Origin of the sequence: Enterobacter sp. UCD-UG_FMILLET, assembly GCF_000762975.1 — a bacterium.
In the GTDB taxonomy this organism is placed as follows: Bacteria; Pseudomonadota; Gammaproteobacteria; order Enterobacterales; family Enterobacteriaceae; genus Enterobacter; species Enterobacter dykesii.
The window spans coordinates 695,566-719,895 of sequence record NZ_JRJC01000036.1; the positions used below are offsets into that span (position 1 = coordinate 695,566).

22 protein-coding genes are annotated in these 24,330 nt (G+C 57.0%); 10 read left to right on the forward strand and 12 right to left on the reverse strand.

Annotated features, from left to right (window positions below):
• Window positions 1–2: 2 nt before the first annotated feature.
• The 3 genes from LA04_RS18255 to aegA form a co-directional block, all read right to left on the reverse strand.
• Complete coding sequence (locus LA04_RS18255) at window positions 3–1,046, reverse strand: DUF1176 domain-containing protein (protein WP_047652640.1); 1,044 nt, start codon at window positions 1,044–1,046, stop codon at window positions 3–5.
• Between the two features lie 101 nt (window positions 1,047–1,147).
• Entirely contained in the window at window positions 1,148–1,741 is a 594-nt protein-coding gene (gene nudK / locus LA04_RS18260) for a GDP-mannose pyrophosphatase NudK (protein WP_047652641.1), read from the reverse strand.
• Window positions 1,742–1,807: 66 nt separating this feature from the next.
• A complete protein-coding gene (gene aegA / locus LA04_RS18265; protein ID WP_047652642.1) occupies window positions 1,808–3,784 on the reverse strand; it encodes a formate-dependent uric acid utilization protein AegA in 1,977 nt (658 codons plus the stop codon).
• A gap of 152 nt (window positions 3,785–3,936) precedes the next feature.
• Here aegA and narQ point away from each other — a divergent pair, with 152 nt between their 5' ends.
• The gene (narQ, locus tag LA04_RS18270; protein WP_047652742.1) at window positions 3,937–5,631 is read left to right on the forward strand and encodes a nitrate/nitrite two-component system sensor histidine kinase NarQ; all 1,695 of its coding nucleotides are present in this window, start codon (window positions 3,937–3,939) and stop codon (window positions 5,629–5,631) included.
• 142 nt (window positions 5,632–5,773) lie between these two features.
• A complete protein-coding gene (acrD, locus tag LA04_RS18275; protein ID WP_047652643.1) occupies window positions 5,774–8,887 on the forward strand; it encodes a multidrug efflux RND transporter permease AcrD in 3,114 nt (1,037 codons plus the stop codon).
• 109 nt (window positions 8,888–8,996) lie between these two features.
• Here acrD and ypfM read toward each other — a convergent pair whose 3' ends face one another.
• Window positions 8,997–9,056 (reverse strand): protein YpfM, encoded by a 60-nt coding sequence (gene ypfM / locus LA04_RS24545; protein ID WP_015572204.1) that lies wholly within the window; start codon window positions 9,054–9,056, stop codon window positions 8,997–8,999.
• Between the two features lie 387 nt (window positions 9,057–9,443).
• Between ypfM and LA04_RS18280 the strand changes: the two genes are divergently transcribed.
• From LA04_RS18280 to LA04_RS18290, 3 genes are read left to right on the forward strand one after another with little or no spacing between them, the layout of a single operon-like run.
• Window positions 9,444–9,794, forward strand: a complete 351-nt coding sequence (locus tag LA04_RS18280; RefSeq protein WP_047652644.1) for an ArsC family reductase — start codon at window positions 9,444–9,446, stop codon at window positions 9,792–9,794.
• Between the two features lie 10 nt (window positions 9,795–9,804).
• Entirely contained in the window at window positions 9,805–10,932 is a 1,128-nt protein-coding gene (dapE, locus tag LA04_RS18285) for a succinyl-diaminopimelate desuccinylase (protein WP_047060712.1), read from the forward strand.
• A 24-nt stretch (window positions 10,933–10,956) separates the two neighbouring features.
• On the forward strand, window positions 10,957–11,154 hold the full coding sequence (locus LA04_RS18290) for a hypothetical protein (protein ID WP_023308751.1): 198 nt from the start codon (window positions 10,957–10,959) through the stop codon (window positions 11,152–11,154).
• A gap of 38 nt (window positions 11,155–11,192) precedes the next feature.
• Here the strand turns inward: LA04_RS18290 and ypfH are convergent, their stop codons facing one another.
• The 6 genes from ypfH to dapA form a co-directional block, all read right to left on the reverse strand.
• Window positions 11,193–11,888, reverse strand: a complete 696-nt coding sequence (gene ypfH, locus LA04_RS18295; RefSeq protein ID WP_047652645.1) for an esterase — start codon at window positions 11,886–11,888, stop codon at window positions 11,193–11,195.
• Between the two features lie 73 nt (window positions 11,889–11,961).
• Window positions 11,962–13,908, reverse strand: a complete 1,947-nt coding sequence (locus LA04_RS18300; RefSeq protein WP_047652646.1) for a tRNA(Met) cytidine acetyltransferase TmcA — start codon at window positions 13,906–13,908, stop codon at window positions 11,962–11,964.
• Window positions 13,908–14,777: a KPN_02809 family neutral zinc metallopeptidase gene (gene ypfJ, locus LA04_RS18305; RefSeq protein WP_047652647.1), complete on the reverse strand. Its 870-nt coding sequence runs from the start codon at window positions 14,775–14,777 to the stop codon at window positions 13,908–13,910. The genes LA04_RS18300 and ypfJ overlap by 1 nt, the downstream gene beginning before the upstream one ends.
• 120 nt (window positions 14,778–14,897) lie before the next feature.
• A complete protein-coding gene (gene purC, locus LA04_RS18310; protein WP_032659350.1) occupies window positions 14,898–15,611 on the reverse strand; it encodes a phosphoribosylaminoimidazolesuccinocarboxamide synthase in 714 nt (237 codons plus the stop codon).
• Window positions 15,612–15,720: 109 nt separating this feature from the next.
• A complete protein-coding gene (gene bamC / locus LA04_RS18315) occupies window positions 15,721–16,755 on the reverse strand; it encodes an outer membrane protein assembly factor BamC (RefSeq protein WP_023308756.1) in 1,035 nt (344 codons plus the stop codon).
• A gap of 16 nt (window positions 16,756–16,771) precedes the next feature.
• Complete coding sequence (gene dapA / locus LA04_RS18320; protein WP_033146170.1) at window positions 16,772–17,650, reverse strand: 4-hydroxy-tetrahydrodipicolinate synthase; 879 nt, start codon at window positions 17,648–17,650, stop codon at window positions 16,772–16,774.
• A gap of 145 nt (window positions 17,651–17,795) precedes the next feature.
• On the opposite strand from dapA, the gene LA04_RS18325 reads away from it, so the two are divergent.
• Together LA04_RS18325 and bcp are read left to right on the forward strand one after the other, a co-directional pair.
• The gene (locus LA04_RS18325; protein WP_033146171.1) at window positions 17,796–18,365 is read left to right on the forward strand and encodes a glycine cleavage system transcriptional repressor; all 570 of its coding nucleotides are present in this window, start codon (window positions 17,796–17,798) and stop codon (window positions 18,363–18,365) included.
• Entirely contained in the window at window positions 18,365–18,835 is a 471-nt protein-coding gene (gene bcp, locus LA04_RS18330) for a thioredoxin-dependent thiol peroxidase (RefSeq protein ID WP_032659360.1), read from the forward strand. The genes LA04_RS18325 and bcp overlap by 1 nt, the downstream gene beginning before the upstream one ends.
• Window positions 18,836–18,918: 83 nt before the next feature.
• Here the strand turns inward: bcp and LA04_RS18335 are convergent, their stop codons facing one another.
• Window positions 18,919–19,983: an AI-2E family transporter gene (locus LA04_RS18335; protein ID WP_047652648.1), complete on the reverse strand. Its 1,065-nt coding sequence runs from the start codon at window positions 19,981–19,983 to the stop codon at window positions 18,919–18,921.
• A gap of 221 nt (window positions 19,984–20,204) precedes the next feature.
• On the opposite strand from LA04_RS18335, the gene bepA reads away from it, so the two are divergent.
• Window positions 20,205–21,668 carry a beta-barrel assembly-enhancing protease gene (gene bepA / locus LA04_RS18340; protein WP_047652649.1) on the forward strand — a complete coding sequence of 488 codons (1,464 nt, stop codon included), beginning with the start codon at window positions 20,205–20,207 and terminating at the stop codon, window positions 21,666–21,668.
• An 18-nt stretch (window positions 21,669–21,686) separates the two neighbouring features.
• On the forward strand, window positions 21,687–22,043 hold the full coding sequence (arsC, locus tag LA04_RS18345; RefSeq protein ID WP_023308762.1) for an arsenate reductase (glutaredoxin): 357 nt from the start codon (window positions 21,687–21,689) through the stop codon (window positions 22,041–22,043).
• Here arsC and LA04_RS18350 read toward each other — a convergent pair.
• Window positions 22,040–22,864, reverse strand: coding sequence for a helix-turn-helix domain-containing protein (locus tag LA04_RS18350; RefSeq protein WP_047652650.1), 825 nt, complete (start codon window positions 22,862–22,864; stop codon window positions 22,040–22,042). The two genes, arsC and LA04_RS18350, sit on opposite strands and share 4 nt — an antisense overlap.
• A gap of 146 nt (window positions 22,865–23,010) precedes the next feature.
• Between LA04_RS18350 and celB the strand changes: the two genes are divergently transcribed.
• Window positions 23,011–24,330 carry a PTS cellobiose transporter subunit IIC gene (celB, locus tag LA04_RS18355; RefSeq protein ID WP_024907562.1) on the forward strand — a complete coding sequence of 440 codons (1,320 nt, stop codon included), beginning with the start codon at window positions 23,011–23,013 and terminating at the stop codon, window positions 24,328–24,330.

Sequence of the window (24,330 nt, forward strand, 5' to 3'; positions counted from 1 at the left end):
CTTTACCGCGTGATCCACAGCGTGGGCCAGGCATCTGGCCCGTTCCAGTTGTCGCAGCTGGGCTCCTCGGCGTAACGCACCAGGCGGAAACGCTGGCCGTCAAAACGCCAGCGCGTCTGGATCCCGCAATCGCCCAAACCGCGCCCCAGCGCGAGCGTTGTCAGCTCGCGCGTCTTTTCATCGAAGCTGGCATTCATCAACTCCATTTCGCTGCCGTCGTCTGACGGCGTAAACGGCAGGCGCAGCCTGACGCTACGTGCGGTGAACGGTTTTTTACGCGATACCAGCCACGCCAGATCGACCGTGTTATAGGCCCCCGCCTCGCAGCTGACGATCAGCAGCGCTTTATCATCGGTTAACGCGGTGACGCGCACTTCGCGACGGTTAGGATCCAGAGAGCACTGGCTGGTGTTCATCCGTCCGGTACCATAGTCCAGCAGGTCGTTCAGTTCGGCGTGGGAGAGCGGCGTCGGGGTCGGGTTAACGACCGCCACCTTTTTTAGGGCGGGAGCAGGCGGAACGCTTAACGGCGGATCGTCACCTTTCTTGATCCATGCTGTTTCGCTACCAACGCGCTTTTGCTGCGCATCAATGAACAGCAGCGCGGCTTTCAGACCGCTCAGTGAAATGACCTGCTTACCGCCGCGCAGGGTCAGGGCCTTCCCTTCCTGGATGTTTTTCAGAAAGGCGGTGATGGTGGCCGCATCGTCCGTTTTCAGATGCCAGGGCGTGAGCTGCCAGCGCTGTTTGTCCAGCTTCAGGGGAACGTTATCCAGCAGCAGCCGGGGAGCAATCTCTGGCTCTTTGACCGGGGGCGCATCAAGACCGCCAAGATCGATACGCAGCGTGGCGTCCGTTTTCGCCCCGGCACTACGGGTGAGCGTCATGACCAGACCACGGTGTTCACCGGTATTGCGTGCGAGGCAAAAATTCTGGTTATTGCAGGTTACCTGCCAGTCAGAGAAGGCTTGCTGGGCAGGTGCAGCCCGCACCTGCGGCGCGAGGAGCACACAGAACAGGTAAAACAAAAAGACGCTGTAGCGCATGAATGACACAATCCCGGAACGAAAACGCTTAACTGGGCAGTATCTTCGTGTTCCCGCCGGGGTTGCTCAATCGGATTTATCAGATATACCCGAAAAACAGGCTATATCCGTTCGAAAGTGGTCTTCATCAGCCCGGTTGTCTGTAAATACTGCAGTAATATCACCGCTTTACCATCCCTGATTTCGCCTGAACGCATCATCTCCAGCGCCCGGGTAAAGGGAAGCTCCAGCACTTCGATATCTTCATCCTCCACGCCACCGCCGCGGTGAGTGCGCTGCGCGTCGCTGTATTCCGCGATGAAGAAATGCACAATTTCCGTTACGCCGCCCGGCGACATAAACAGCTCGAAGACCTTTTTGACCTCGCCCACTTCGAAGCCGGTCTCTTCCACGGCCTCTTTGCGGATACAAACTTCCGGCTCATCATCATCGAGCAGGCCCGCGCAGGTTTCAATCAGACGTCCGTCAGGGTTGCCATTAACCCATGTCGCCACCCTGAACTGACGGATCAGCACCACGCTCTGCTTTTCACGGTTATAGAGCAGAATAGTTGCCCCGTTGCCGCGGTCGTAGACCTCGCGTTTGTGGCGGATCACCTCACCGTTGTTACGCGTAAGGTCATAGGTGATGTTACGCAGGACAAAGTAGTTTTCAGAGAGAATTTTGTCTTTGATAACGTCAATTTTCAGGGTCATACGGGCTCCACAACACAATGAGTCGTCCTATACTACGCCGTGAATCCCGCTTTGTCGCCCGCCGGATTAATGATGTTTTGGCGCGTTAACCCCAAGCCAGTCGAGTATCCCCTGCGCCGCATGACGCCCTTCCGCCATTGCGGTCACCACCAGATCCGCGCCGCGTACCGCATCGCCCCCGGCGAAGATCTGTGGGTTGGTCGTCTGGTAACGGTAGCGGCTCTCGACCGAAGCAACGATCCGCCCCCTGTCATCCGTTTCGACACCCTGCGCCTGAAGCCACGGCATGGCGTGCGGGTTAAAACCAAACGCCATGATGACCGCGTCAGCGGCCATCACGAACTCGCTGCCCGCTACCGGAACGGGCCGACGCCGTCCCTGCGCGTCCGGCTCTCCGAGCTCGGTACGCAGCATCCGGATACCGTTGACCTTTCCGTCGGGATCCAGCGTCAGCTCGACCGGCTGAACGTTAAATTCAAACGCCGCGCCCTCTTCTCTGGCGTTCTTCACCTCTTTCTTCGAGCCCGGCATATTGGCCTCATCCCGACGATAGGCGCAGGTCACCTTCGCCGCGCCGTGGCGTAACGCGGTGCGGACGCAGTCCATCGCGGTATCGCCCCCGCCAAGCACCACCACGTTTAAGCCACGGGTGTCGATGAACGGTTCGCTGGCCGTCGACCCCAGCCCCATAACGTGCCGCGTATTGCCCACCAGGAAAGGCAGCGCGTCGTAGACCCCTAGCGCGTCCTCATGCGGGATACCCGCCTTCATCGAGCGATAGGTTCCCACGCCAATAAACAGGGCGTCGTAATCGTTCTTTAACTGAGACATCGACACGTCCTGGCCCACCTCGCAGTTCAGCTCGAAGCGGATCCCCATCGCGGTAAATATCTCTCTGCGCCGCGCGAGCAGCGATTTGTCCAGCTTAAATGCCGGGATGCCAAAGGTCAGCAATCCGCCAATTTCCGGATGCCGGTCATAGACCGCCACGCTCACGCCGTGGCGCGCCAGCACGTCGGCGCACGCCAGCCCGGCAGGCCCCGCGCCGACGATCGCGACTCGTTTACCTGACGGCGTGACGGCGGACATATCCGGCCGCCAGCCCATCGCCAGCGCCCGATCGGAGATATAGCGCTCGATGTTACCGATGGTCACAGATCCCGCCTCGTCACGTATTGTGCAGGCGCCTTCGCATAATCGATCCTGCGGACAGACGCGGCCGGTAATTTCAGGTAAACAGTTGGTCTGATGAGAAAGCTCGACCGCGCCGGCGATATCCCCCGCGTTGAGGCGCTCGATCCACTGCGGAATGTGGTTATGCAGCGGGCAGGTCCATTCGCAAATGCTGTGCTCTCCGCACTTCAGGCAACGCGACGCCTCGCGGGCGGCCTGTTCGGCCCGGAACGGCAGGTAAATTTCGTTAAAATGGCCCACGCGTGCGGCGGCAGCCAGTTTGTCGGGCTCGCCGCGTGGCGGGGTTGTTTGCATCTGATGCAGTTTGGTGCGCGAAGCGTCTTCTCTGACGACCTCCGCATGCCAGGGCTGCGCTTCCAGGCTGGCCGTGCGCTGGCGGCGCGATTTCGCCAGAGTATCAAGGACAGCAGGCGTCGCCAGTGAGAGGACATCTGCCGGGCAATTTTCGATACAGGCCGGGCCGTGTGGCCGCGTCAGGCAGAGATCGCATTTATTCGCCGAGGCCTTCACGCCGCCGCTGTCGAGCGGAGTGACGATAATCTCCATCGTGCCAAACGGGCAGGCCACCACGCAGGCCTTACAGCCGATGCATTTTTGTTGATTCACCTGTACGCTGTCATCGCATTTGCTGATGGCGCCGTTCGGGCAGCTTTGCGCGCAGGGCGCGTTTTCACAGTGATGGCAGGTGACGGGGCTACTCTTCTCGCCGGTTCTCAGGACAGTAATACGGGGATGAAAATGGCGCTCGCTCAGGACGTGCTGCTCATCGTTGTGCGCCATCACGCAGGCCACTTCGCAGGCGCGACACCCGATGCACTGCTGGCTGTTAGCCATAATAAAACGATTCATAACCACACCTGTTTTTGGTTCAATAACCTTATTCTTTGTATGAATATGGTATTTACGCATCACGGCGCGATCGGGCAATGTTCAACTGCCCGGAATGCCGAATTATTTACAGTGAACCTGTAGCAGATCAATTTTATTCAGAGAGCCGTTCTGTGACCGTCAAACGACCCGTTTCCGGAAGCCTTGCCTGGGCTTTCTTTTCGATAATTGCCTTATCCGTGCTGACCAGCACCGTCGCGCTGCTGACGCTTGCCAGCAGCCAGCGTGATGCCGAAGCCATTAATATCGCGGGTTCGCTGCGCATGCAGAGCTATCGTCTGGGCTACGAGATGCAGCGCAACAGCCCTGCCCTTGTCGCGCATCGCGACAGCTGGCAACAGACGCTGAACGCGCCTGCACTGCAGAAGCTGAACCGCTGGTACGTCCCGGACGATGTAAAAGCGCGCTACCAGCAGCTGCACGTGGCGTGGCTGGAAATGGATGCGCGCATCGCCCGCGGCGACAGCGCGTGGTATCAAACCCACATTGAGGATTTTGTCGGCCGCATTGATGCCTTTGTGCTCGCCCTTCAGCACTACACCGAACATAAAATTCAGACGGTGACCCTGCTCTCGCTGGCGGGCGCTCTCGGGATCCTGCTGCTGACGCTGTTTACGCTGCGACGCATCCGTCGCCAGGTGGTATTGCCGCTTAACAATCTGGTGGCGGCCAGCGAACGGGTTGAGCGTGGCGAATTTACAACCCCGGCGCCGGACACCGCCCTGCCGAACGAGCTGGGCCAGCTCTCGCGCGCCTTCAACCACATGTCCGCCGAGCTGGCTACGCTCTACCGCTCGCTTGAAGCCTCGGTCGCAGAAAAGACGCGGCATTTGCATGAAGCCCACCAGCAGCTCGACATGCTGTTCAAATGCTCTCAGGCGCTGAATACCGGCCAGATAGACAGCCACTGCTTCCGGCATATCCTGCAGATTGTCCATGACTATACGCAGATGAATTATCTCGAACTGCGCACCAGCGACGACTGGCGGCTGTATGAAGGGACGGAGTCACATGGCATTCCTCTGCAGCACCTGCCGGTACTGATGCAGGACACCCTTTATGGCGAGCTGCGCTGGCAAAGCGAGACGGACAGCGTTCCCCTTCCGCTGATGAGAAGCGTGGCGACCATGCTCGGGCGCGGGCTGTACTTTAACCAGGCGCAAAAACATTACCAGCAGCTGCTGCTGATGGAAGAGCGCGCCACCATTGCCCGCGAGCTTCACGATTCGCTGGCGCAGGTCCTGTCGTATCTGCGCATTCAGCTTGCGCTGCTCAAACGCGCCGTGCCCGAGGAAAATACCCCGGCGCAGACCATCATCACCGACTTCTCCCGCGAGCTGAACAATGCCTGGCAGCAGCTGCGCGAGCTGCTCACCACCTTCCGCCTGACGCTGAACCACGCGAACTTACCCGCGGCGCTGCAGGAGTCCCTCGACGTCCTGCAGCGCCAGACGCAGGCGAAGCTGCATCTCGACTGCCGCCTCTCCTCGCTGGCGCTGGACGCGCAAAAGCAGGTGCATTTGCTGCAGATCGTGCGTGAGGCCGTGCTGAACGCCATTAAGCACGCGCAGGCCAGCGAGATCACCGTAAGCTGCGTGACCGCCGTGGACGGTACGCACAGCGTCAGCATTCGCGATAACGGCATCGGGATTGGCGAAGCCAGCGAGCCGCCGGGACACTATGGGCTGAACATTATGCGCGAACGCACGCAACGGCTCGGCGGGATGCTGCACTTCTCGCAGCCGCAAAACGGCGGCACGCTGGTCAGCGTGACGTTCCCGGCGCCCGCGCCGTTAACGGGTAAATAACGGTAAAGGAGGACGCGCAGGAAAAAGCGCATGATAATTTACATTATCTCCTTTATTTCTCCACGTTTGACCTGGGCCTTACCGCTAAAGTTATGCGGGCAATAAACAATAATGACGTGCAGCAAAACGAGGTCACTCTTTCATGGCGAATTTTTTCATCGATCGCCCCATTTTTGCCTGGGTGCTTGCCATCCTGTTGTGTCTTACAGGTGTCCTGGCGATTACTTCACTTCCTGTTGAGCAATACCCCGATCTGGCACCGCCTAACGTGCGCGTAACAGCAAACTACCCCGGCGCTTCCGCACAAACGCTGGAAAACACCGTGACGCAGGTTATCGAGCAGAACATGACGGGTCTGGATAACCTGATGTACATGTCCTCGCAAAGTAGCGCCACGGGTCAGGCGACGGTTACCCTGAGCTTTAAGGCGGGCACCGACCCGGACGAAGCGGTGCAGCAGGTGCAAAACCAGCTGCAGTCGGCCATGCGCAAGCTGCCCCAGGCGGTGCAGAACCAGGGCGTGACCGTGCGTAAAACCGGCGATACCAATATTTTGACCATCGCGTTTGTCTCGACGGATGGCTCGATGGATAAACAGGACATTGCGGACTACGTCGCCAGTAATATTCAGGATCCCATCAGCCGGATTAACGGTGTCGGGGATATCGACGCCTACGGCTCACAGTACTCCATGCGTATCTGGCTCGATCCCAACAAGCTCAACAGCTATCAGATGACGGCAACCGACGTGACGGATGCCATCAAGGCCCAGAACGCCCAGATTGCCGTGGGGCAACTGGGGGGAACGCCTTCCGTCGATAAGCAGGCCCTTAACGCCACCATTAATTCGCAATCCCTGCTGCAGACGCCGGACCAGTTCCGCAACATCACCCTGCGCGTGAATCAGGACGGGTCGGAAGTGCGTCTGGGCGATGTTGCCACGGTGGAAATGGGGGCCGAAAAATACGACTACCTGAGCCGCTTTAACGGCAATCAGGCCTCCGGTCTGGGGATTAAACTGGCCTCCGGCGCAAACGAAATGGCCACGGCGAAACTGGTGTTAGACCGTCTGGACGAGCTTTCACAGTATTTCCCGCACGGGCTGGAGTACAAAGTCGCCTATGAAACCACCTCCTTCGTTAAAGCGTCGATCGAGGACGTGGTGAAGACCCTACTGGAAGCCATCGCGCTGGTGTTCCTGGTGATGTACCTGTTCCTGCAAAACTTCCGCGCAACCCTGATCCCAACCATTGCCGTCCCGGTGGTGCTGCTGGGGACCTTTGCGGTGCTTTACGCGTTCGGGTACAGCATTAATACCCTGACGATGTTTGCGATGGTGCTGGCGATTGGCCTTCTGGTGGATGATGCCATCGTGGTGGTTGAAAACGTCGAGCGCATCATGAGCGAAGAAGGACTCTCTCCGCGCCAGGCGACGCGCAAGTCCATGGGGCAAATTCAGGGGGCGTTAGTTGGAATCGCGATGGTGCTGTCGGCCGTCTTTATCCCGATGGCCTTCTTTGGCGGCACAACCGGGGCGATTTACCGCCAGTTCTCGATAACCATCGTCTCGGCGATGGTGCTCTCCGTGCTGGTGGCGCTGATCCTCACTCCCGCGCTGTGCGCCACCATTCTGAAACCGCTGCACAAAGGAGAGCAGCACGGGCAAAAAGGGTTCTTCGGCTGGTTTAACCGGATGTTCAACCGCAATGCCGCGCGCTATGAATCTGCCGTCGGTGGCGTGCTCCATCGCAGCCTGCGCTGGATGATGATTTACGTTGTGCTGCTGGGCGGCATGGTCTGGCTGTTTATGCATCTCCCCACCTCGTTCCTGCCTATGGAAGACAGGGGGATGTTCACCACCTCGGTGCAGCTCCCGAGCGGCGCAACGCAGCAGCAGACGCTGAAAGTGGTCCAGAAAGTGGAGCAGTACTTCTTCACCAAAGAGAAAGATAACGTTGTGTCGGTCTTCTCTACCGTCGGCTCCGGGCCGGGTGGAAACGGGCAGAACGTCGCCCGCATGTTCGTCCGCCTGAAGGACTGGGACGAGCGCGATACCCGGACGGGCACCTCGTTTGCCATTATTGAACGCGCGACAAAAGCCTTTGCGCACATCAAAGAGGCGCGCGTCTTTGCCAGCAGCCCGCCAGCCATAAGCGGGCTGGGCAGTTCCGCCGGGTTTGATATGGAGCTCCAGGATCACGCCGGCGCGGGCCACACGGCGCTGATGGCGGCACGCGATAAGCTGTTAGCGCTGGCAGGCAACGATCCCGGCCTGACCCGCGTTCGCCATAACGGTCTGGATGACAGCCCGCAGCTCCAGGTGGATATCGATCAGCGTAAGGCGCAGGCGCTGGGCGTGTCGATCAACGATATCAACGACACCCTGCAAACGGCGTGGGGCTCGAGCTATGTGAATGACTTTATGGATCGCGGCCGCGTGAAAAAAGTGTATGTCCAGTCCGCCGCGCCGTTCCGCATGCTGCCGGATGATATAAACCGCTGGTTTGTCAGGAATAACGCTGGCGGCATGGTGCCGTTTTCTGCCTTTGCGACATCGCACTGGGAGAGCGGATCGCCACGCCTGGAGCGCTATAACGGCTATTCTGCGGTTGAAATCGTCGGGGAAGCCGCGCCGGGCGTCAGCACCGGTACCGCCATGGACACCATGGAAAAACTGGTCCAGCAGCTGCCGGCTGGTTTTGGTCTCGAGTGGACGGCCATGTCTTACCAGGAGCGTCTCTCAGGGGCGCAGGCCCCGGCCCTTTACGCGCTCTCGCTGCTGGTGGTCTTCCTCTGCCTTGCCGCACTGTATGAGAGCTGGTCGGTCCCGTTCTCGGTCATGCTGGTCGTGCCCCTTGGGGTTATCGGTGCGCTGCTCGCGACCTGGATGCGCGGCCTCGAGAACGATGTTTACTTCCAGGTGGGCCTGCTCACCGTCATTGGGCTATCGGCGAAAAACGCCATTCTGATCGTTGAGTTTGCCAACGAGATGAATGCTAAAGGCCATGAACTGATGGCCGCCACGCTGCACGCCTGCCGTCAGCGCTTACGCCCGATCCTGATGACGTCGCTGGCGTTTATTTTTGGTGTGCTGCCGATGGCAACCAGTACGGGCGCAGGCTCCAGCAGCCAGCATGCCGTCGGCACAGGGGTCATGGGCGGCATGATTTCGGCCACCATTCTGGCCATTTACTTCGTTCCGCTGTTCTTTGTGCTGGTGCGTCGCCGCTTCCCGCTAAAGGAACGTGCTGAGTAAGTGATTGAAATAAAAAAAGGCGGCTTTATCGGCCGCCTTTTTATTGTGTGATTAATTCACACTATGGTTATTTTACTTATTTTAGTGCTCTTGCAATTCTTACTGAATGTCATTTACGAAGCATGCCTTCGATAAAATCTTTCCAGTTCCCCAGTTCACGTTCAATCATAACAACCTCTCTTATTATTATGCGCATTCTACAAAAACGGACCATCATTGTGAAGACTATTTAACCAATTGCTGTGATTGTACCCCACGTCCTGCGGGGATTTATGATAAATATGAACGGAGAGGCCTCAATTTTTTGTGACGGCTAGCAATATTTTGAAATAACCCCACGGACGGGTGAGTTTTATTTTACCCGCTGAGTTTATTCGAAATTTAAACCTTATGGACATCTATGCTTAAATGATGAAAGAATATTCAGCGTACAGATGTGAGTTGAATTAAGATGAAGCGTAAATCCAGACGATTCCTCAATGTGTTATATTCTACTTAAGGATATATCTTCGAATTTACTGAACATTTAATCATCATTAGGTCAAAAGGATTCACCATGGTTGTGATGTACGGCATTAAAAATTGCGACACCATCAAAAAAGCCCGCCGCTGGCTGGAAGAAAACAACGTAGAGTACCGCTTCCACGATTACCGAGCCGACGGGCTTGATGCAGAATTTCTGCATAGCGCGATCGGCGAACTGGGGTGGGAAGCACTGCTGAACACCCGCGGTACCACCTGGCGTAAACTGGACGAATCTCTGCGCGCCAGCATCAACGACGCTGACAGCGCGGCAAAACTGATGCTCGAGATGCCGGCAATTATCAAACGCCCATTGCTCTGCGCGCCAGGGCAGCCTATGCTGCTGGGTTTCAGTGAAACCCTTTATTCCGACTTTTTTCGTTGAGGTGTAGTTTATGTCATGCCCGGTCATTGAGCTGACTCAGCAGCTTATTCGCCGTCCTTCCCTTAGCCCGGACGACGCAGGTTGTCAGGCTCTTATGATTGAACGCCTGCGTGCCATCGGTTTTACCGTTGAACGCATGGATTTTGGCGATACCCAGAACTTCTGGGCGTGGCGCGGCCAGGGCGAAACGCTGGCCTTTGCCGGGCATACTGACGTCGTTCCCGCCGGTGACGCGGATCGCTGGATTAACCCACCGTTTGAGCCGACTATCCGCGACGGTATGCTGTTTGGTCGCGGCGCGGCAGACATGAAAGGCTCTCTGGCGGCAATGGTCGTGGCGGCAGAGCGCTTTGTGGCTCAGCATCCGAACCACAAAAACCGTCTCGCGTTTTTAATCACCTCCGACGAAGAAGCCAGCGCCCATAACGGCACCGTGAAGGTCGTTGAGGCGCTGATGGCCCGTAACGAGCGTCTCGACTACTGCCTGGTCGGTGAGCCGTCCAGTACCGAAGTGGTGGGTGACGTCGTCAAAAACGGTCGTCGCGGCTCGCTGACCTGTAACCTGACCATTCACGGCGTTCAGGGGCATGTTGCTTATCCGCACCTGGCCGATAACCCGGTCCATCGCGCTGCGCCGATGCTGAGCGAGCTGGTGGGTATCGAGTGGGACAAAGGCAACGAATTCTTCCCGCCGACCAGCATGCAAATTGCGAACGTCAAGGCCGGGACCGGCAGCAATAACGTGATCCCGGGTGATTACTTCGTCCAGTTTAACTTCCGCTTCAGCACCGAACTGACCGATGAGATGATCAAGGCGCGCGTCGTCGCCCTGCTGGAAAAATACCACCTGCGCTACACCGTGGAGTGGTGGCTTTCAGGCCAGCCGTTCCTGACGCAACGTGGCAAACTGGTGGATGCGGTGGTGAACGCCATCGAGCACTATAATGAAATTAAGCCACAGCTGCTGACAACGGGTGGCACCTCAGACGGACGCTTTATTGCCCGTATGGGTGCCCAGGTTGTCGAACTGGGTCCAGTGAACGCAACCATTCATAAAATCAATGAGTGTGTCAATGCGGCAGATTTGCAACTGCTGGCCCGTATGTATCAACGTATTATGGAGCAACTCGTCGCCTGACGAACGCTCTGAGAGGAATAGCGAATGGATTGGCTTTCAAAGTACTGGTGGATTCTGGTGTTAGTTTTTCTGGTTGGCGTTTTGCTTAACGTGATTAAAGATCTTAAGCGCGTTGACCATAAAAAATTTCTCGCCAACAAACCGGATCTTCCCCCGCACCGTGATTTTAACGACAAGTGGGACGATGACGACGACTGGCCGAACAAGGACCAGAAGAAGTAATCGTTAAGTTTCCCCTCTCCCCGGGAGAGGGGGAAACCTCACATAAACTCTACAATATCATCGTTATCCGGCTTGCCGCCGCTGAGCGCTTCATCAAAGTAGTGCTTTGGTACGGTATAGCGCAAACGATCGAGCGCGAACTGCATGCTACGGTCGTCAATCGCGTGGCCCAGATCGTCCACGATATCCAGCGTCACGTCTCCCCCTTCGCGAATCAGCGCTTCCTGAGCGGCAACCGCATGCGAGAGCTCAATCACCCGGTCTTCGCCACCGTGGATCAGGTGGATCGTGGTCTGCGTGGTCGCGCTTGTCGGTAACGTCGCAAAGCGGCCGTTAAACGCTATCACCCGTGAAGCCAAACCCGGCTGCGCTTTTACGCTTTCCAGCGACATGATTGACCCCTGCGAGAAGCCAATCAGCGCGGTCGCGTCAGCACCCACGCCGCTCTGCTGCTGCCAGTAGCGGACGATGTCGATAAAGGTCGGCATGATGGCGTCAATGCGAGCCTGACGGTTCTCTTCCGTCACGCCCTGCACAGAGAACCACTGGCGTCCGTTCGGACCACATGGCTCTACGCCACCGATGCTGACAATCAATGCCTCCGGAAAAACGGGCGCAAACCAGCTGCCAATCTGCCCCATATTGACGGCATTATCACCTACGCCATGAAACAGAAGCAGTAACTGTTTAGCCGGTTTGTCAGGGCTTTGAACAACAAAATGGTCGTGTTTCATGGTGGTCTCCTTAATAGATGACCTGGATTCTACGCCTCCCGACGTGAATGACCATGCCACTTTACTGAAGAAGTCATTGAAAAAATTGCCATTGCAAAATGTCTTCTTTCAACTGCTGGCAGTGCGGATAATCAAGGCTTTCAAGCGCTTGCGCGGTTTCATTTCGCAACGTTGCCAGCAACGCTTTTCGCCCGACGTCTTCCGTTTTTCCGTCCATTTTCCCACGCAGGGCCGGAAGCGGCATGTCCACGGCTAACAACAGCCGCGTCAGCGCGGCAACCGAGGTTGAAAACGCCCGGTGTGCAAACGCAAACCCCGCCAGCTCCAGCCAGTCGTCATTATTAAGGGTAGCTTCCCAGCCGTCTTCCACGGGGATCTTTTCACCGTTCCAGGCCGATAACACCCGCGCATCGCGCTTCAGACGCTGCTGCGCCTTTTCACATAGCTGACGCCCGGCCTCGCTCTGCGGCCGCAACGCCATCGCGGTGTAGCAGCCGCTGCTGGCTTCACGATGGCTGCCCATCCGCACCAGAACAAACCCACATTGCTGCCAGAAACGCCACAGCTCATCGGTATAACCAAAGCTCACCGAAAGATAATCTTCACCGCTGGCGCCGCGAACAAGCGCCTGGCCAATCCCTTCCCGCTGACGGTGAGGATGGACGGCAATGCGGGTCACCCGTCGTCCTCTGAGCGTCGCCGCCAGCGGAGAGCCGCCGTGCGCCGCCAGAGACTGCGCCACCAGGTTACCGCGCGGACGCCGGTACCCTGCCCAAACGGCGCGGCTAAGCTCAGGTGAGAGCCCGCCCTCCTCCACCAGCCAGAGCGCCCCGGCGATAACGGGATTCGTCTCGGCAACGGAAAACTGCTGCCCGGGCGCGTCCATCATGCGGCGTAAATCGAGCGGCGAGGTGCGATAATGCGCCGCGCAGAGGAGCTCGTATACGCTCGCCGCAAGCGCCGGGCGGCTTTCCCATTCAGTCGGCGTCAAAGACGTTAAACGCACCTCCCCTTCCGGACGTCGGTCGATCAGCGTGTCGTCAAACAGCAGCGCGCTGGCGACGACCCGCTCAAGCGGGCAGCCCGCCGCCCAGCGTACCGGTGTAGATAAGCTGTAGCGCTGCAGCCCGGTAAACCGACCGCAGAATTTAAGCAGGAATCCCCGGCCCGTCCCTTCATAGCCCTGCACCGTGGTGGTCAACAGCACGCGAGGGAAACGGGCAACCAGCTTTTCCAGCAGAGGTCCGGGGATAGCAGCAGCTTCATCGACAATCAGCCAGTCAGCCTGGCGTGAAGAGGCAAGCAGCGCGTCCGGGGCCATAAAATGAAAACGATCTCCGGCAAAGCGGGCGATGATATCCGTCGCCCCCTTCGACGGCGCGGTAACCACGGCGCTGCCCGCAATGCGGTTCAGCAACATGCCCGCCAGGGCTGATTTTCCGCGCCCGCGCGCGGCGGTGACGGCCACAATGCCACCCGGCATCCCCAGCAGCACATCCAGGATCTCAGCCTGCTCGCGCTGTGGGGCGCCGCTGGCAGGCTGCCAGTCTGGCGCGTCGGGTAAAGGCGGAAGGGAAAACGCGCGGCCCTGAAGCCAGACAATCGCGTCGGGATCGGCGTCAATCGTCCGGCAGAAATGGTGGACAAAATGCGGCGTGGCTATCGCTTCGGCGCTGTCGCTCCAGCGTAGTGAATCGCTGTCAGGCAACCCGGGCCACGCGTCGAGCGGCGGAACCCGCAGCACCAGAAGGCTTCCGGCGCTAAGCGTTCCGCTCAGGGCGGCAAATGCGGCTACATCAAACCCGGCGCTGGCGTCAAAAACGGCATGCCGGAACTCGCGTCCCAGCAGGCCGCTGATGGCTTTTGAAGGATGTTCGTCAAGCCTTACCCAGTCTCCGGGCAAGGCATCACGCAGGGCCAGCGCCTGGGTTAACGTCCACTGCGCCTCACCGCTGAGCACCACCAGCCGACGATGGCCGGTGCGCTCAAGCTCGCTTATCAGCTGTTCAAACGCCAGCATTACATCGCTTTGCCGAAGGTATTACACTGCGCCGGATCGCCGCTGTCGAAGCCGCGTTTAAACCAGGTGTACCGCTGCTGTGAGGTACCGTGAGTGAAGCTGTCGGGTACGACGCGCCCCTGGCTCTGCTGCTGAAGGCGGTCGTCACCGATAGCCTGAGCGGCATTTAATGCCTCCTCAAGATCGCCCGATTCCAGCACGCCCTGCTGCTGCATGCTGTGACCCCAGACGCCCGCGAAGCAGTCGGCCTGCAGCTCCATTTTAACGGAAAGGCGGTTCACGTCAGCCTGAGACGCATTTTGCTGGAGCTGGCGCACCTTAGGCTCAATCCCCAGCAGCTTTTGCACGTGATGGCCGACTTCATGCGCGATCACGTAGCCCTGGGCAAAATCACCGTCAGCGCCAAGCTTGCGTTTCATGTCATCGTAAAAAGAGAGATCGATATAGACGGTGCCGTCTGCCGGGCAGTAGAACGGTCCCATCACAGATTGCCCGGTACCGCATCCGGTGCGGGTTGCCCCCCGGTACATCACCAGCTTCGGCTGCTGGTAGGTACGCCCCATCTTTTCGAACAGCTGACTCCAGGTGTCTTCTGTTGTGGCGAGAATAACGGAGGTAAATTTGGCCGCTTCATCTTCATTCGGGCTGATGGAGCGCTGAGAATGCTCCTGCTGTTGCAGCGGCTGACCGGTCATTAAACCAGTGAGATCGACGCCGTAATACCCCGCAACCAGCACGACAATCAGCAGGATTATCCCGCCCTTGCCGCTGGGTAACCGGAAGCCAGGTCCCCCCATTGAAGGACCGCCGCCGCCATCACCGCGTCTGTCTTCTACATTGTCACTTTCACGACGCCCTTGCCAGCGCATAACCACCTCGAACTATTCCATTTATAATAGCTATGATCGTAGGCGGTTAACGGCAAGATTACCATAGGAAACAAGGGTAAGACGCCAAAGGATGGGAACATCCTTTGGCAAGTGAGGGAGTTAGTCGAGCTTAACGCCTAAACGGTGAGCAACCGCTTCGTACGCTTCAATCAGGCCACCCAGGCTCTGACGGAAACGGTCTTTGTCCATTTTATCCAGGGTTTCTTTATCCCACAGGCGGCTACCGTCCGGTGAGAACTCATCACCCAGCACCACTTCGCCTTTGAACAGACCAAACTCCAGCTTAAAGTCGACGAGGATCAGGCCCGCGTCATCAAACAGTTTTTTCAGCACGTCGTTGGCTTTGTAGGTCAGCTCTTTCATGCGCGCCAGGTTCTCCTGGTTCACCCAGCCGAAGGTTTCGCAGTAGGATTCGTTGACCATAGGGTCGTGCATCGCGTCGTTTTTCAGGAACAGGTCGAACAGCGGTGGGTTCAGTTCGATACCTTCTTCAATGCCCAGACGCTTCACCAGGGAGCCCGCCGCGCGGTTACGAATAACGCACTCAACCGGAACCATATCCAGTTTTTTCACCAGACATTCCGTATCGGACAGCAACGCTTCCATCTGGGTCGGGATGCCCGCTTCGGCCAGTTTGGTCATAATGAAGTGGTTGAACTTGTTGTTCACCATGCCTTTACGATCGAACTGCTCAATGCGTGCGCCATCCCCTGCTGACGTATCATTGCGGAACTCGAGCACCAACAGATCCGGGTTTTCCGTGCTGTATACGGTCTTCGCTTTGCCACGATACAACTCAGCTTGCTTCTGCATCTTCATTACTCCTGGTGTGATGATTTGTGTTCAAAACTGGGGATATTATGCCACGCACACGTTTGCGTGGCACTAAAATAAAAAGGGCTGGATTCACCAGCCCTCGTATTTATTTGCTGAATGCTGCCTGGAAGACAGCGACCAGCGCATCGTTCTGCGACTGGGTCAGCGTATGACCTTTTGGATCGATAAACTGCAGACTGCTGCGGTTATCAAGGTCGCCTACCTGAATCTTGTAGTCACCGGAGGCAAGCTGAGGATCTTTCGCGCCCAGTTCCTGCCATGCGCTGTCGGAGAGCGGCTTATACGTTGCCGTCATGCTGCCGGTTGAACGCGTGCTGTCGGTCACTTTCATGCCCACTTTTTCAAGCGTCGCTGGCAGACGCTGCCAGGTCTGGTTAAACGGTGCACGCACCACCAGCATTGGCAGGCCGGTATCATCCGCACCGCTTTGCACATCGAAGGTCGCGCCGTTGCGGCTCTGCGCGGCGTTGGCGGCATCGGTAGCGGTCTTATCCAGACCTGCGGCAATGACGTTCAGCATTTCGGTGCTGTAACGCTGCAGGGACGCGGCATCCGCAACCGGTTTACCCGCCTGCTCCAGGTTCAACAGCTTAACGTTAACCGCCTGCTGGTAACCCTGTGGTTTAACGGAGACTTGATAACGACCGCGATACTGCTGGTCTTCATCCAGACGGTTCCATTCGATCCAGTCGGTGGTTAACGTCTGGCTGGCGTCATCGCGTTTATCGATGGTGTAGTTCTTCGACTGAATGACGCTGACAACCTGCGGCCACAGCGTGCTACCGCGCGCGCTCTCAACCATCAGAGACGCCGTATCACCGGTGAACTGGGTACGCGCCCCGTTGACCAGCGCCAGAGGCTGTGCTGGCGGACGAATATCAAGCGCTTTACCGACCGGGCCGCTGCCGTTGGTCACGGGAATATTATAATCGCCGTTCTGAATCGGCAGGATCATACCAGCCGGTGCGTGAAGTTCAGCAAGCGGGGTCGCATCCAGATAGGATTCATCACCGCTCACCTGGCGCTTGTAGCGCGAATCTGAACTACAGGCAGCGAGCAGCATAACAAGCGAAACACTCGCAACCTTCGCCAGGCGCGACTTCTGTACTGAATAAGCCATCAAATCTCCCTAAACTCTACAGCAAACCGGCATGCTTCAGCGCCGCCCTGACGATGTCACGACCGTGGTCGGTAATCGGTGTCATTGGCAGACGCAGCGTATCGGTTGCTACAAGCCCCAACTCCTTACATGCCCATTTCACTGGGATCGGATTGGGTTCGACAAATAATTTATTGTGCAGCGGCATCAGACGCTGATTAATGACGCGCGCTTCATCAAAGTGACCGGCTGCGGCCAGTTTGCACATTTCAGCCATATCGCGCGCCGCAACGTTTGACGTTACGGAGATCACGCCATGGCCACCGAGCTGCATAAAGTCCAGCGCGGTCGCATCATCACCACTCAACAGGATAAAGTCGTCTGAAACCAGCTCTTTGATCTGATGAACGCGGCTTAAGTTCCCTGTCGCCTCTTTAATACCGATAATATTTTTTACTTCCGAGAGACGACCAACGGTTTCCGGCAGCATATCGCAACCGGTACGGGACGGCACATTATACAGAATTTGTGGCAAGTCAGTATGTTCAGCGATGGCTTTGAAGTGCTGGAACAAACCTTCCTGAGTAGGACGGTTGTAATAAGGGGTCACCGTCAGACAGCCAACAATGCCGCTGTCGTTAAAACGTTTGGTCAGGCTGATCGCTTCTGCGGTTGCATTCGCGCCTGTGCCCGCGATAACCGGAATACGTCCGTCAGCCAGTTCCAGGGTCAGCATAACCACATCGCCGTGCTCGTCGTGGCTCAGCGTTGCGGATTCACCGGTAGTCCCTACCGAAACGATCGCCGAGGTTCCGTTGGCGACATGGTAATCAATGAGCTTCTTCATGCTTGACCGGCAGACGTTACCTTTTTCATCCATCGGTGTTACAAGCGCGACAATACTTCCCGTGAACATGAGCCATCCTCTGTGCGAACAAGAGCCTCAATGTTACGTTTGGAACTGTAATAAAAGCAAGCGACCTGAGGCTCTCAGGCGGTTGTATGCATGTTTTTTTTATGCTTTCCTTAGGAAGACTTAACCATGCAAAGGAAGAACAGGTTTGACAACCTCATCACAACATTACCTGGTTATCACTGCGCTGGGTGCCGACAGGCCGGGTATCGTGAACACCATCACCCGTCACGTAAGCAGCTGCGGCTGTAATATCGAAGACAGCCGTCTGGCGATGCTTGGCGAAGAGTTCACATTTATTATGTTGCTTTCCGGGACATGGAACGCCATTACGTTGATTGAATCGACCCTGCCGCTGAAGGGGGCCGAACTGGATTTGCTGATTGTCATGAAGCGCACCACTGCGCGTCCGCGTCCGGCACTGCCTTCTACCGTCTGGGTGCAGGTTGAAGTGCCTGATTCACCGCATCTGATTGAGCGTTTCACCGCGCTTTTTGACAATCATCAGATGAATATTGCCGAACTGGTTTCCCGTACGCAGACAAGCGATGACCATGGTCTTCCGGTGCTGTTTATTCAAATTACCGCGCACAGCCCTGCCTCACAGGATGCGTCAAATATCGAGCAAGCGTTCAAAGCCCTCTGTACAGAATTAAACGCGCAGGGCAGTATAAGCGTCGTCAATTATTCGCAGCACGAACAGGATGGAGTTGAGTAATGAACCCACTGAAAGCCGGTGACATCGCACCGAAATTTAGCTTACCGGATCAAGACGGCGAGCAAGTAAATTTGACCGACTTCCAGGGACAGCGTGTTCTGGTCTATTTCTACCCGAAAGCCATGACCCCCGGCTGCACCGTACAGGCCTGCGGCTTACGCGACAACATGGACGAGTTGAAAAAAGTCGGCGTGGAAGTGCTGGGTATCAGCACGGATAAACCAGAAAAGCTGTCACGATTTGCTGAAAAAGAGCTACTGAACTTCACGCTGCTTTCCGATGAAGATCATCAGGTGTGCGAGCAGTTCGGCGTCTGGGGCGAAAAGACGTTTATGGGTAAAACCTACGACGGTATTCACCGCATCAGCTTCCTGATTGACGCTGACGGTAAAGTTGAACATGTGTTTGACGACTTCAAAACCAGCAACCACCACGACGTGGTGTTGAACTGGCTGAAAGCAAGCGCCTGATAAACAGCAAAACGGCAACCCAGGTTGCCGTTTTTCGTGTTTTCCCCAGAAGGTCGGAGTGAGGGCATCAGGCCTCACAAAACCTACTTCTCTTCCACCGCCGGCACATCCGGCCACGCGTGGACCACGGCTTTGATCAGCGTCGCCAGCGGAATCGCAAAGAACACGCCCCAGAATCCCCACAGCCCGCCGAAAATCACAACCGATAAGATAATCACCAGCGGATGCAGGTTCACCGCTTCAGAGAACAGCACCGGTACCAGCAGGTTACCGTCCAGGCCCTGAATAATCAGGTACACCGCAAAGCAGCTCCAGAACTCTGTCCCCAGCCCAAACTGGAACAGCGCGACGCCAACAACAGGAATGGTCACCACAAACGCGCCGATGTAGGGGATCAAAACCGAAAATCCGACCAGCACCGCCAGCAGCAGCGAGTAGTTCAGGCCGAAAATCAGGAAGCCAATCCAGGTAGCTACCCCCACGACAATCATCTCCAGCACCTTGCCGCGAATGTAGTTGGTGATCTGCTGGTTCATCTCTTCCCAGACCTGCCCTGCCAGCCCGCGGTTGCGCGGCAGAATACGGCGCACGGCGTTGAGCATCTGATCTTTATCTTTCACCAGGAAGAAGACCATCAGCGGCACGAGCACAAGGTAAACCGCCAGCGTGAGCAGCCCGACCAGCGAGGCCAGAGAGTACTTCACCACCGAATCGCCCATCGTCATGATGCGGGCGCGCATATTTTCGGCCATCGCGTCAATAATCCCGGCATCCATCAGGGCCGGGTAACGGCGCGGCAGCGTGGCGGCAAAATCAGAGAGTTTATTCAACATGCCGGGCATATCGCGGATCAGGTTAATGCCCTGCTGCCAGGCGACCGGCATCACCACAAAGGCCATCAACAGCAGGATGCCGACAAACAGCACCAGCACAATGCTGGTCGCCCAGCGGCGGGAACAGCCGATATGCTCCAGGCGCGCCGTCGGCCACTCCAGCAGGTACGCCAGCACGATCGCCACCAGCAGGGGAGCGAGCAGGCCGCTGAAGAAGAACAGAATACCGAACCCGGCAACCAGAATAACCAACAAAGCAATGGCTTCCGGGTCGCTGAACCGACGCCGGTACCACTGCATTAACATTTCGAGCATACAACCCTTCCCTGAATCGAATGGCGGGAGTGAGACGGTGAATTGTATCTAACTGTCACAAAAAAGACTTTCGCTTTTTGTATCCCGATCGTAATCCGCAAAAGCCTGATGAATGGGATTTTCTTCATGCTGTAACACGGCTACACTCGCAGAGCAGCAGAGATGAACGTTATGCCGGTTCATCGGTCAAATTAGCACATCCAACATACAGGACAGTGGTTATGTTCAGGCAGTTGAGAAAAACACTGGTTGCAACGCTGATTGCCGCGGTGACGGTCGGTCAGGTGTTGCCCGCTTTTGCTGACTCGTCCGATTCATTGCCGGACATGGGCACCACAGCAGGAAGCACGCTCTCTATTGGGCAAGAGATGCAAATGGGGGATTACTATGTTCGCCAGCTGCGCGGCAGCGCCCCGCTGATCAACGACCCTTTGCTGGTACAGTACATCAACGGGCTGGGAATGCGTCTGGTGGCGCACGCCGACTCGGTAAAAACGCCCTTCCATTTCTATTTAATCAATAATGACGAAATCAACGCCTTCGCCTTCTTTGGCGGTAACGTGGTGCTGCATTCGGCATTATTCCGTTACTCTGACAACGAAAGCCAGCTGGCCTCGGTGATGGCGCACGAAATTTCGCACGTTACCCAGCGCCACCTGGCGCGAGCGATGGAAGACCAGAAACGTAACGCCCCCCTCACCTGGGTGGGCGCGCTGGGCTCTATTCTGCTGGCGATGGCCAGCCCGCAGGCCGGGATGGCGGCTCTGACCGGTACGCTGGCGGGAACGCGCCAGGGGATGATCAGCTTTACCCAGCAAAACGAACAGGAAGCGGACCGCATCGGGATTCAGGTGCTGCAGCGTTCGGGCTTTGACCCGCAGGCCATGCCGAGTTTCCTGGAAAAACTGCTCGATCAGGCGCGTTACTCTTCCCGTCCGCCGGAAATTCTGCTCACTCACCCGCTGCCGGAAAGCCGACTGTCGGACGCGCGTAACCGTGCCAACCAGATGCGTCCGGTGGTGGTCCAGTCTTCGCAGGATTTCTACATGGCGAAAGTGAGAACGCTTGGAATGTACAATTCCGGGCGTAACCAGCTCACCAGCGACCTGCTGGATACCCTGGCGAAAGGCAACGTGCGTGAGAAAAACGCCGCGCAGTATGGTCAGGCGCTCCAGGCGATGGAAGCCAGCAAATACGACGAGGCGCGTAAAGCGCTGCAACCGCTCCTGGCCGCCGACCCGAACAACCCGTGGTATCTCGATCTCTCGACGGATATCGATCTGGGGCAGAAGAAAACGGCCGATGCGATTAACCGTCTGAAAGGGGCGAAAGACGTCCGTACCAACCCGGTGCTGCAGCTTAACCTGGCGAACGCTTACTTACAGGGCGGCCAGCCTGGCGAAGCGGCGACCATTCTGAACCGCTACACCTTTAATAATAAAGACGATCAAAACGGCTGGGATCTGCTCGCTCAGGCGCAAGCGCAGCTTGGCAATCGCGATCAGGAGCTGGCGGCGCGTGCCGAAGGTTTTGCCCTGGTGGGCCGTCTCGATCAGGCGATTTCCGCGCTCAGCAGCGCCAGCTCGCAGGTCAAGCTCGGCAGCCTACAGCAGGCCCGTTACGACGCGCGTATCGATCAGCTGCGCGGCCTGCAGCAGCGCTTTAAGCCGTACGAGAAGATGTAATAAAGGAGAATTCACGTCATGACAGACGCCGTAAAAATTTATCACAACCCTCGCTGCTCCAAGAGCCGCGACACCCTGAGCCTGCTGAAGTCTAACGGCGTTGAGCCGGAAGTGGTGCTGTACCTCGACACCCCACCTGACGCGCAAACCCTCCGCCAGCTGCTGCACATGCTGGGAATGGGCAGTGCAAGAGAGCTGATGCGCCAGAAAGAAGATCTGTATAAGTCGCTTAACCTGGATGACAGCCGTCTCACCGAGGCTGAGCTGATCCAGGCGATGGTTGAAAATCCAAAGCTGATTGAGCGCCCGATTGTGGTGGCGAACGGCCAGGCGCGCATTGGACGCCCGCCGGAAGACGTGCTCGAGATCCTCTAGTCCTTATGCCGCAGCGCTTCCAGAAAGGCCTGCGGCGTACTCTCTCCCAGCTTTTTCTGCGCTTTTCCGCGGTTGTAAAATTCGCACAGCTGGATCAACAGCTCGCCTGCCGGTTCGCTGTTCAGACGTGGGATGATTTCACATAGCGGCAGATCAACCTGAACGGTGCGGTACTGCTGCGGATGCACCGTTACGGTGGTATTACGCTCCTCAAGCTTCACCTCAAAACCAAAAGTCTCAACAGATTGAATATCAGCCGGACAGGCTTCCAGCGCGTCGTTCGCCCAGCGGGCCAGCAGCTGCGGAGAAATGCCCGCGTACAGCCGGGCGTAGCACCAGCCACTCACGGGTTCACGCGCCCACAGCAGATACTGTTCTCCGCCATCGTCCATATGCAGCGACAGAGGCTGATGATGTAAAAGGAGTTTTTGCGGCACGATACCTGCCTTCAGCGCCTTTTTTCCCCGCAACGTCGCGCCCTTCTGCTTTATCGAAGCCGGTTTGAGGTAGCGGTTCAGGGTCGCGCGGGACACGGCGATCCCGAATCCGCTATTGACCATCTGCAGCAGTTCGTCCAGCGGGGCGCCCGTGATATCCCGCAGGGCATTGACCAGCGCAACTTGTTCCTGTCTCAATGCTTTGTGTATCACTTTTGGCGTCGTGTGGTTATCCGAAACCTGGTCGCGGTTGCGCCAGCGCCTGACGGTAGTGACCGAAATGCCCAGCTCGGTAGCCAGCTCCCTGTCGCTTTTATCTGACTGCTGAAGATAGCGACGGATGCGCGGCGTCGTGGTGGCATTAGCATGCAGTTTAATTTCCATCGCAGGATCCTCAGAACCAATCTTATGAGATTTATACTACACCAGCGATTGCTTTGTGACCGATTTCACCTTTCGCTCGCCGCGCTTCACTGATAATCCTAAGACATAACACAAACAACACCCCTCAATCTTGTACGGAGTTCACAATGAACAATGTTCTGGGATTTCTTGAAGCAAAACTGATGCCGCTGGCGGCCAAAACGGCCCAGCAGCGTCATCTCGGGGCCATTCGCGGCGCTTACGTGTCCTTCATGCCGTTTATCATCGTCGGCTCTATTCTGCTGGTGATTTCGTCGTTCCCGAATCAAGCCTACCAGCAGTTTATGTCTCAGGCCTTTGGTGAGAGCTGGAGCGCCATTATTGAAATCCCCTTCAACGCGGTGTTCTCCACCATGTCGCTGTTCATCAGCTTCCTGGTCGCCTTCCGCCTGGCGGAACACTACGGTGAAGACCGCATCTCCTGCGGTATCCTGGCGCTGGTCGCCTTTCTCATCCTGACGCCTTTTATCAAAGTGGCGGAAAACGGCGGTATTACCGTCATTCCGGTGGAGTGGATTGGCAGCAAAGGGCTGTTCGTAGCGATGATTGGTTCCCTGCTGTGGACGGAGCTGTTCTGCTGGCTCAAGCGCAAAAAACTGGTGATCAAAATGCCGGACGGCGTGCCTCCGGCGGTGCAGGAGTCGTTCGCCGCGCTGATCCCGGCCCTGCTGGTGATGATTCTGGTGCTGGGTATCCGCATCGTGTTTGAAAACACCCACTACAACACCATCCACCAGTTTATTTACGAAGTGGTTGCCACGCCGGTGCGCCACTACGGCACCTCTTACTTTGGCGCGCTGATGACGGTATTCAGTATCACCATTCTGTGGTCAGTGGGCATTAACTCCGGCTCGATGATCAACGGCATCATTCGCCCGCTGTGGATGGAGAACCAGACCGACAACATCGCCGCGATTCAGGCAGGCACGACGCCGCCGCACATTATCACTGAACAGTTTTTTGACATGATCTGGATGGGCGGCGCGGGGGCCACGCTGTCGCTGGTGATTGCGATGCTGATTTTCGCCCGCAGCAAAAACATGCGTGAAGTGGCGCGCCTCGGCGCCGGAGCGTCGGTGTTTAACATCAACGAACCGATCCTGTTTGGCCTGCCGGTGATCATGAACCCGATCATGCTTATCCCGTTCAACCTGGTGCCGCTGGTGCTGGTCACCGTGCAGTATGCGGCGATGAAGATTGGCGCGGTTGCCGTCACCACCGGGGTGTTTATTCCCTGGACGCTGCCGCCGGTCATCAGCGGTTTTATCGTCACCGGACACCTGAGCGGCAGCGTCATGCAGCTTATCAATCTGCTGATTGGCGCCATGCTGTACCTGCCTTTTATGCGTATCGTGGACAAACAGTACCGCGCGGCGGAAATGGCCACCGTTACGCAAACCGACACCACCCTTGCAAAACAGGAGTAA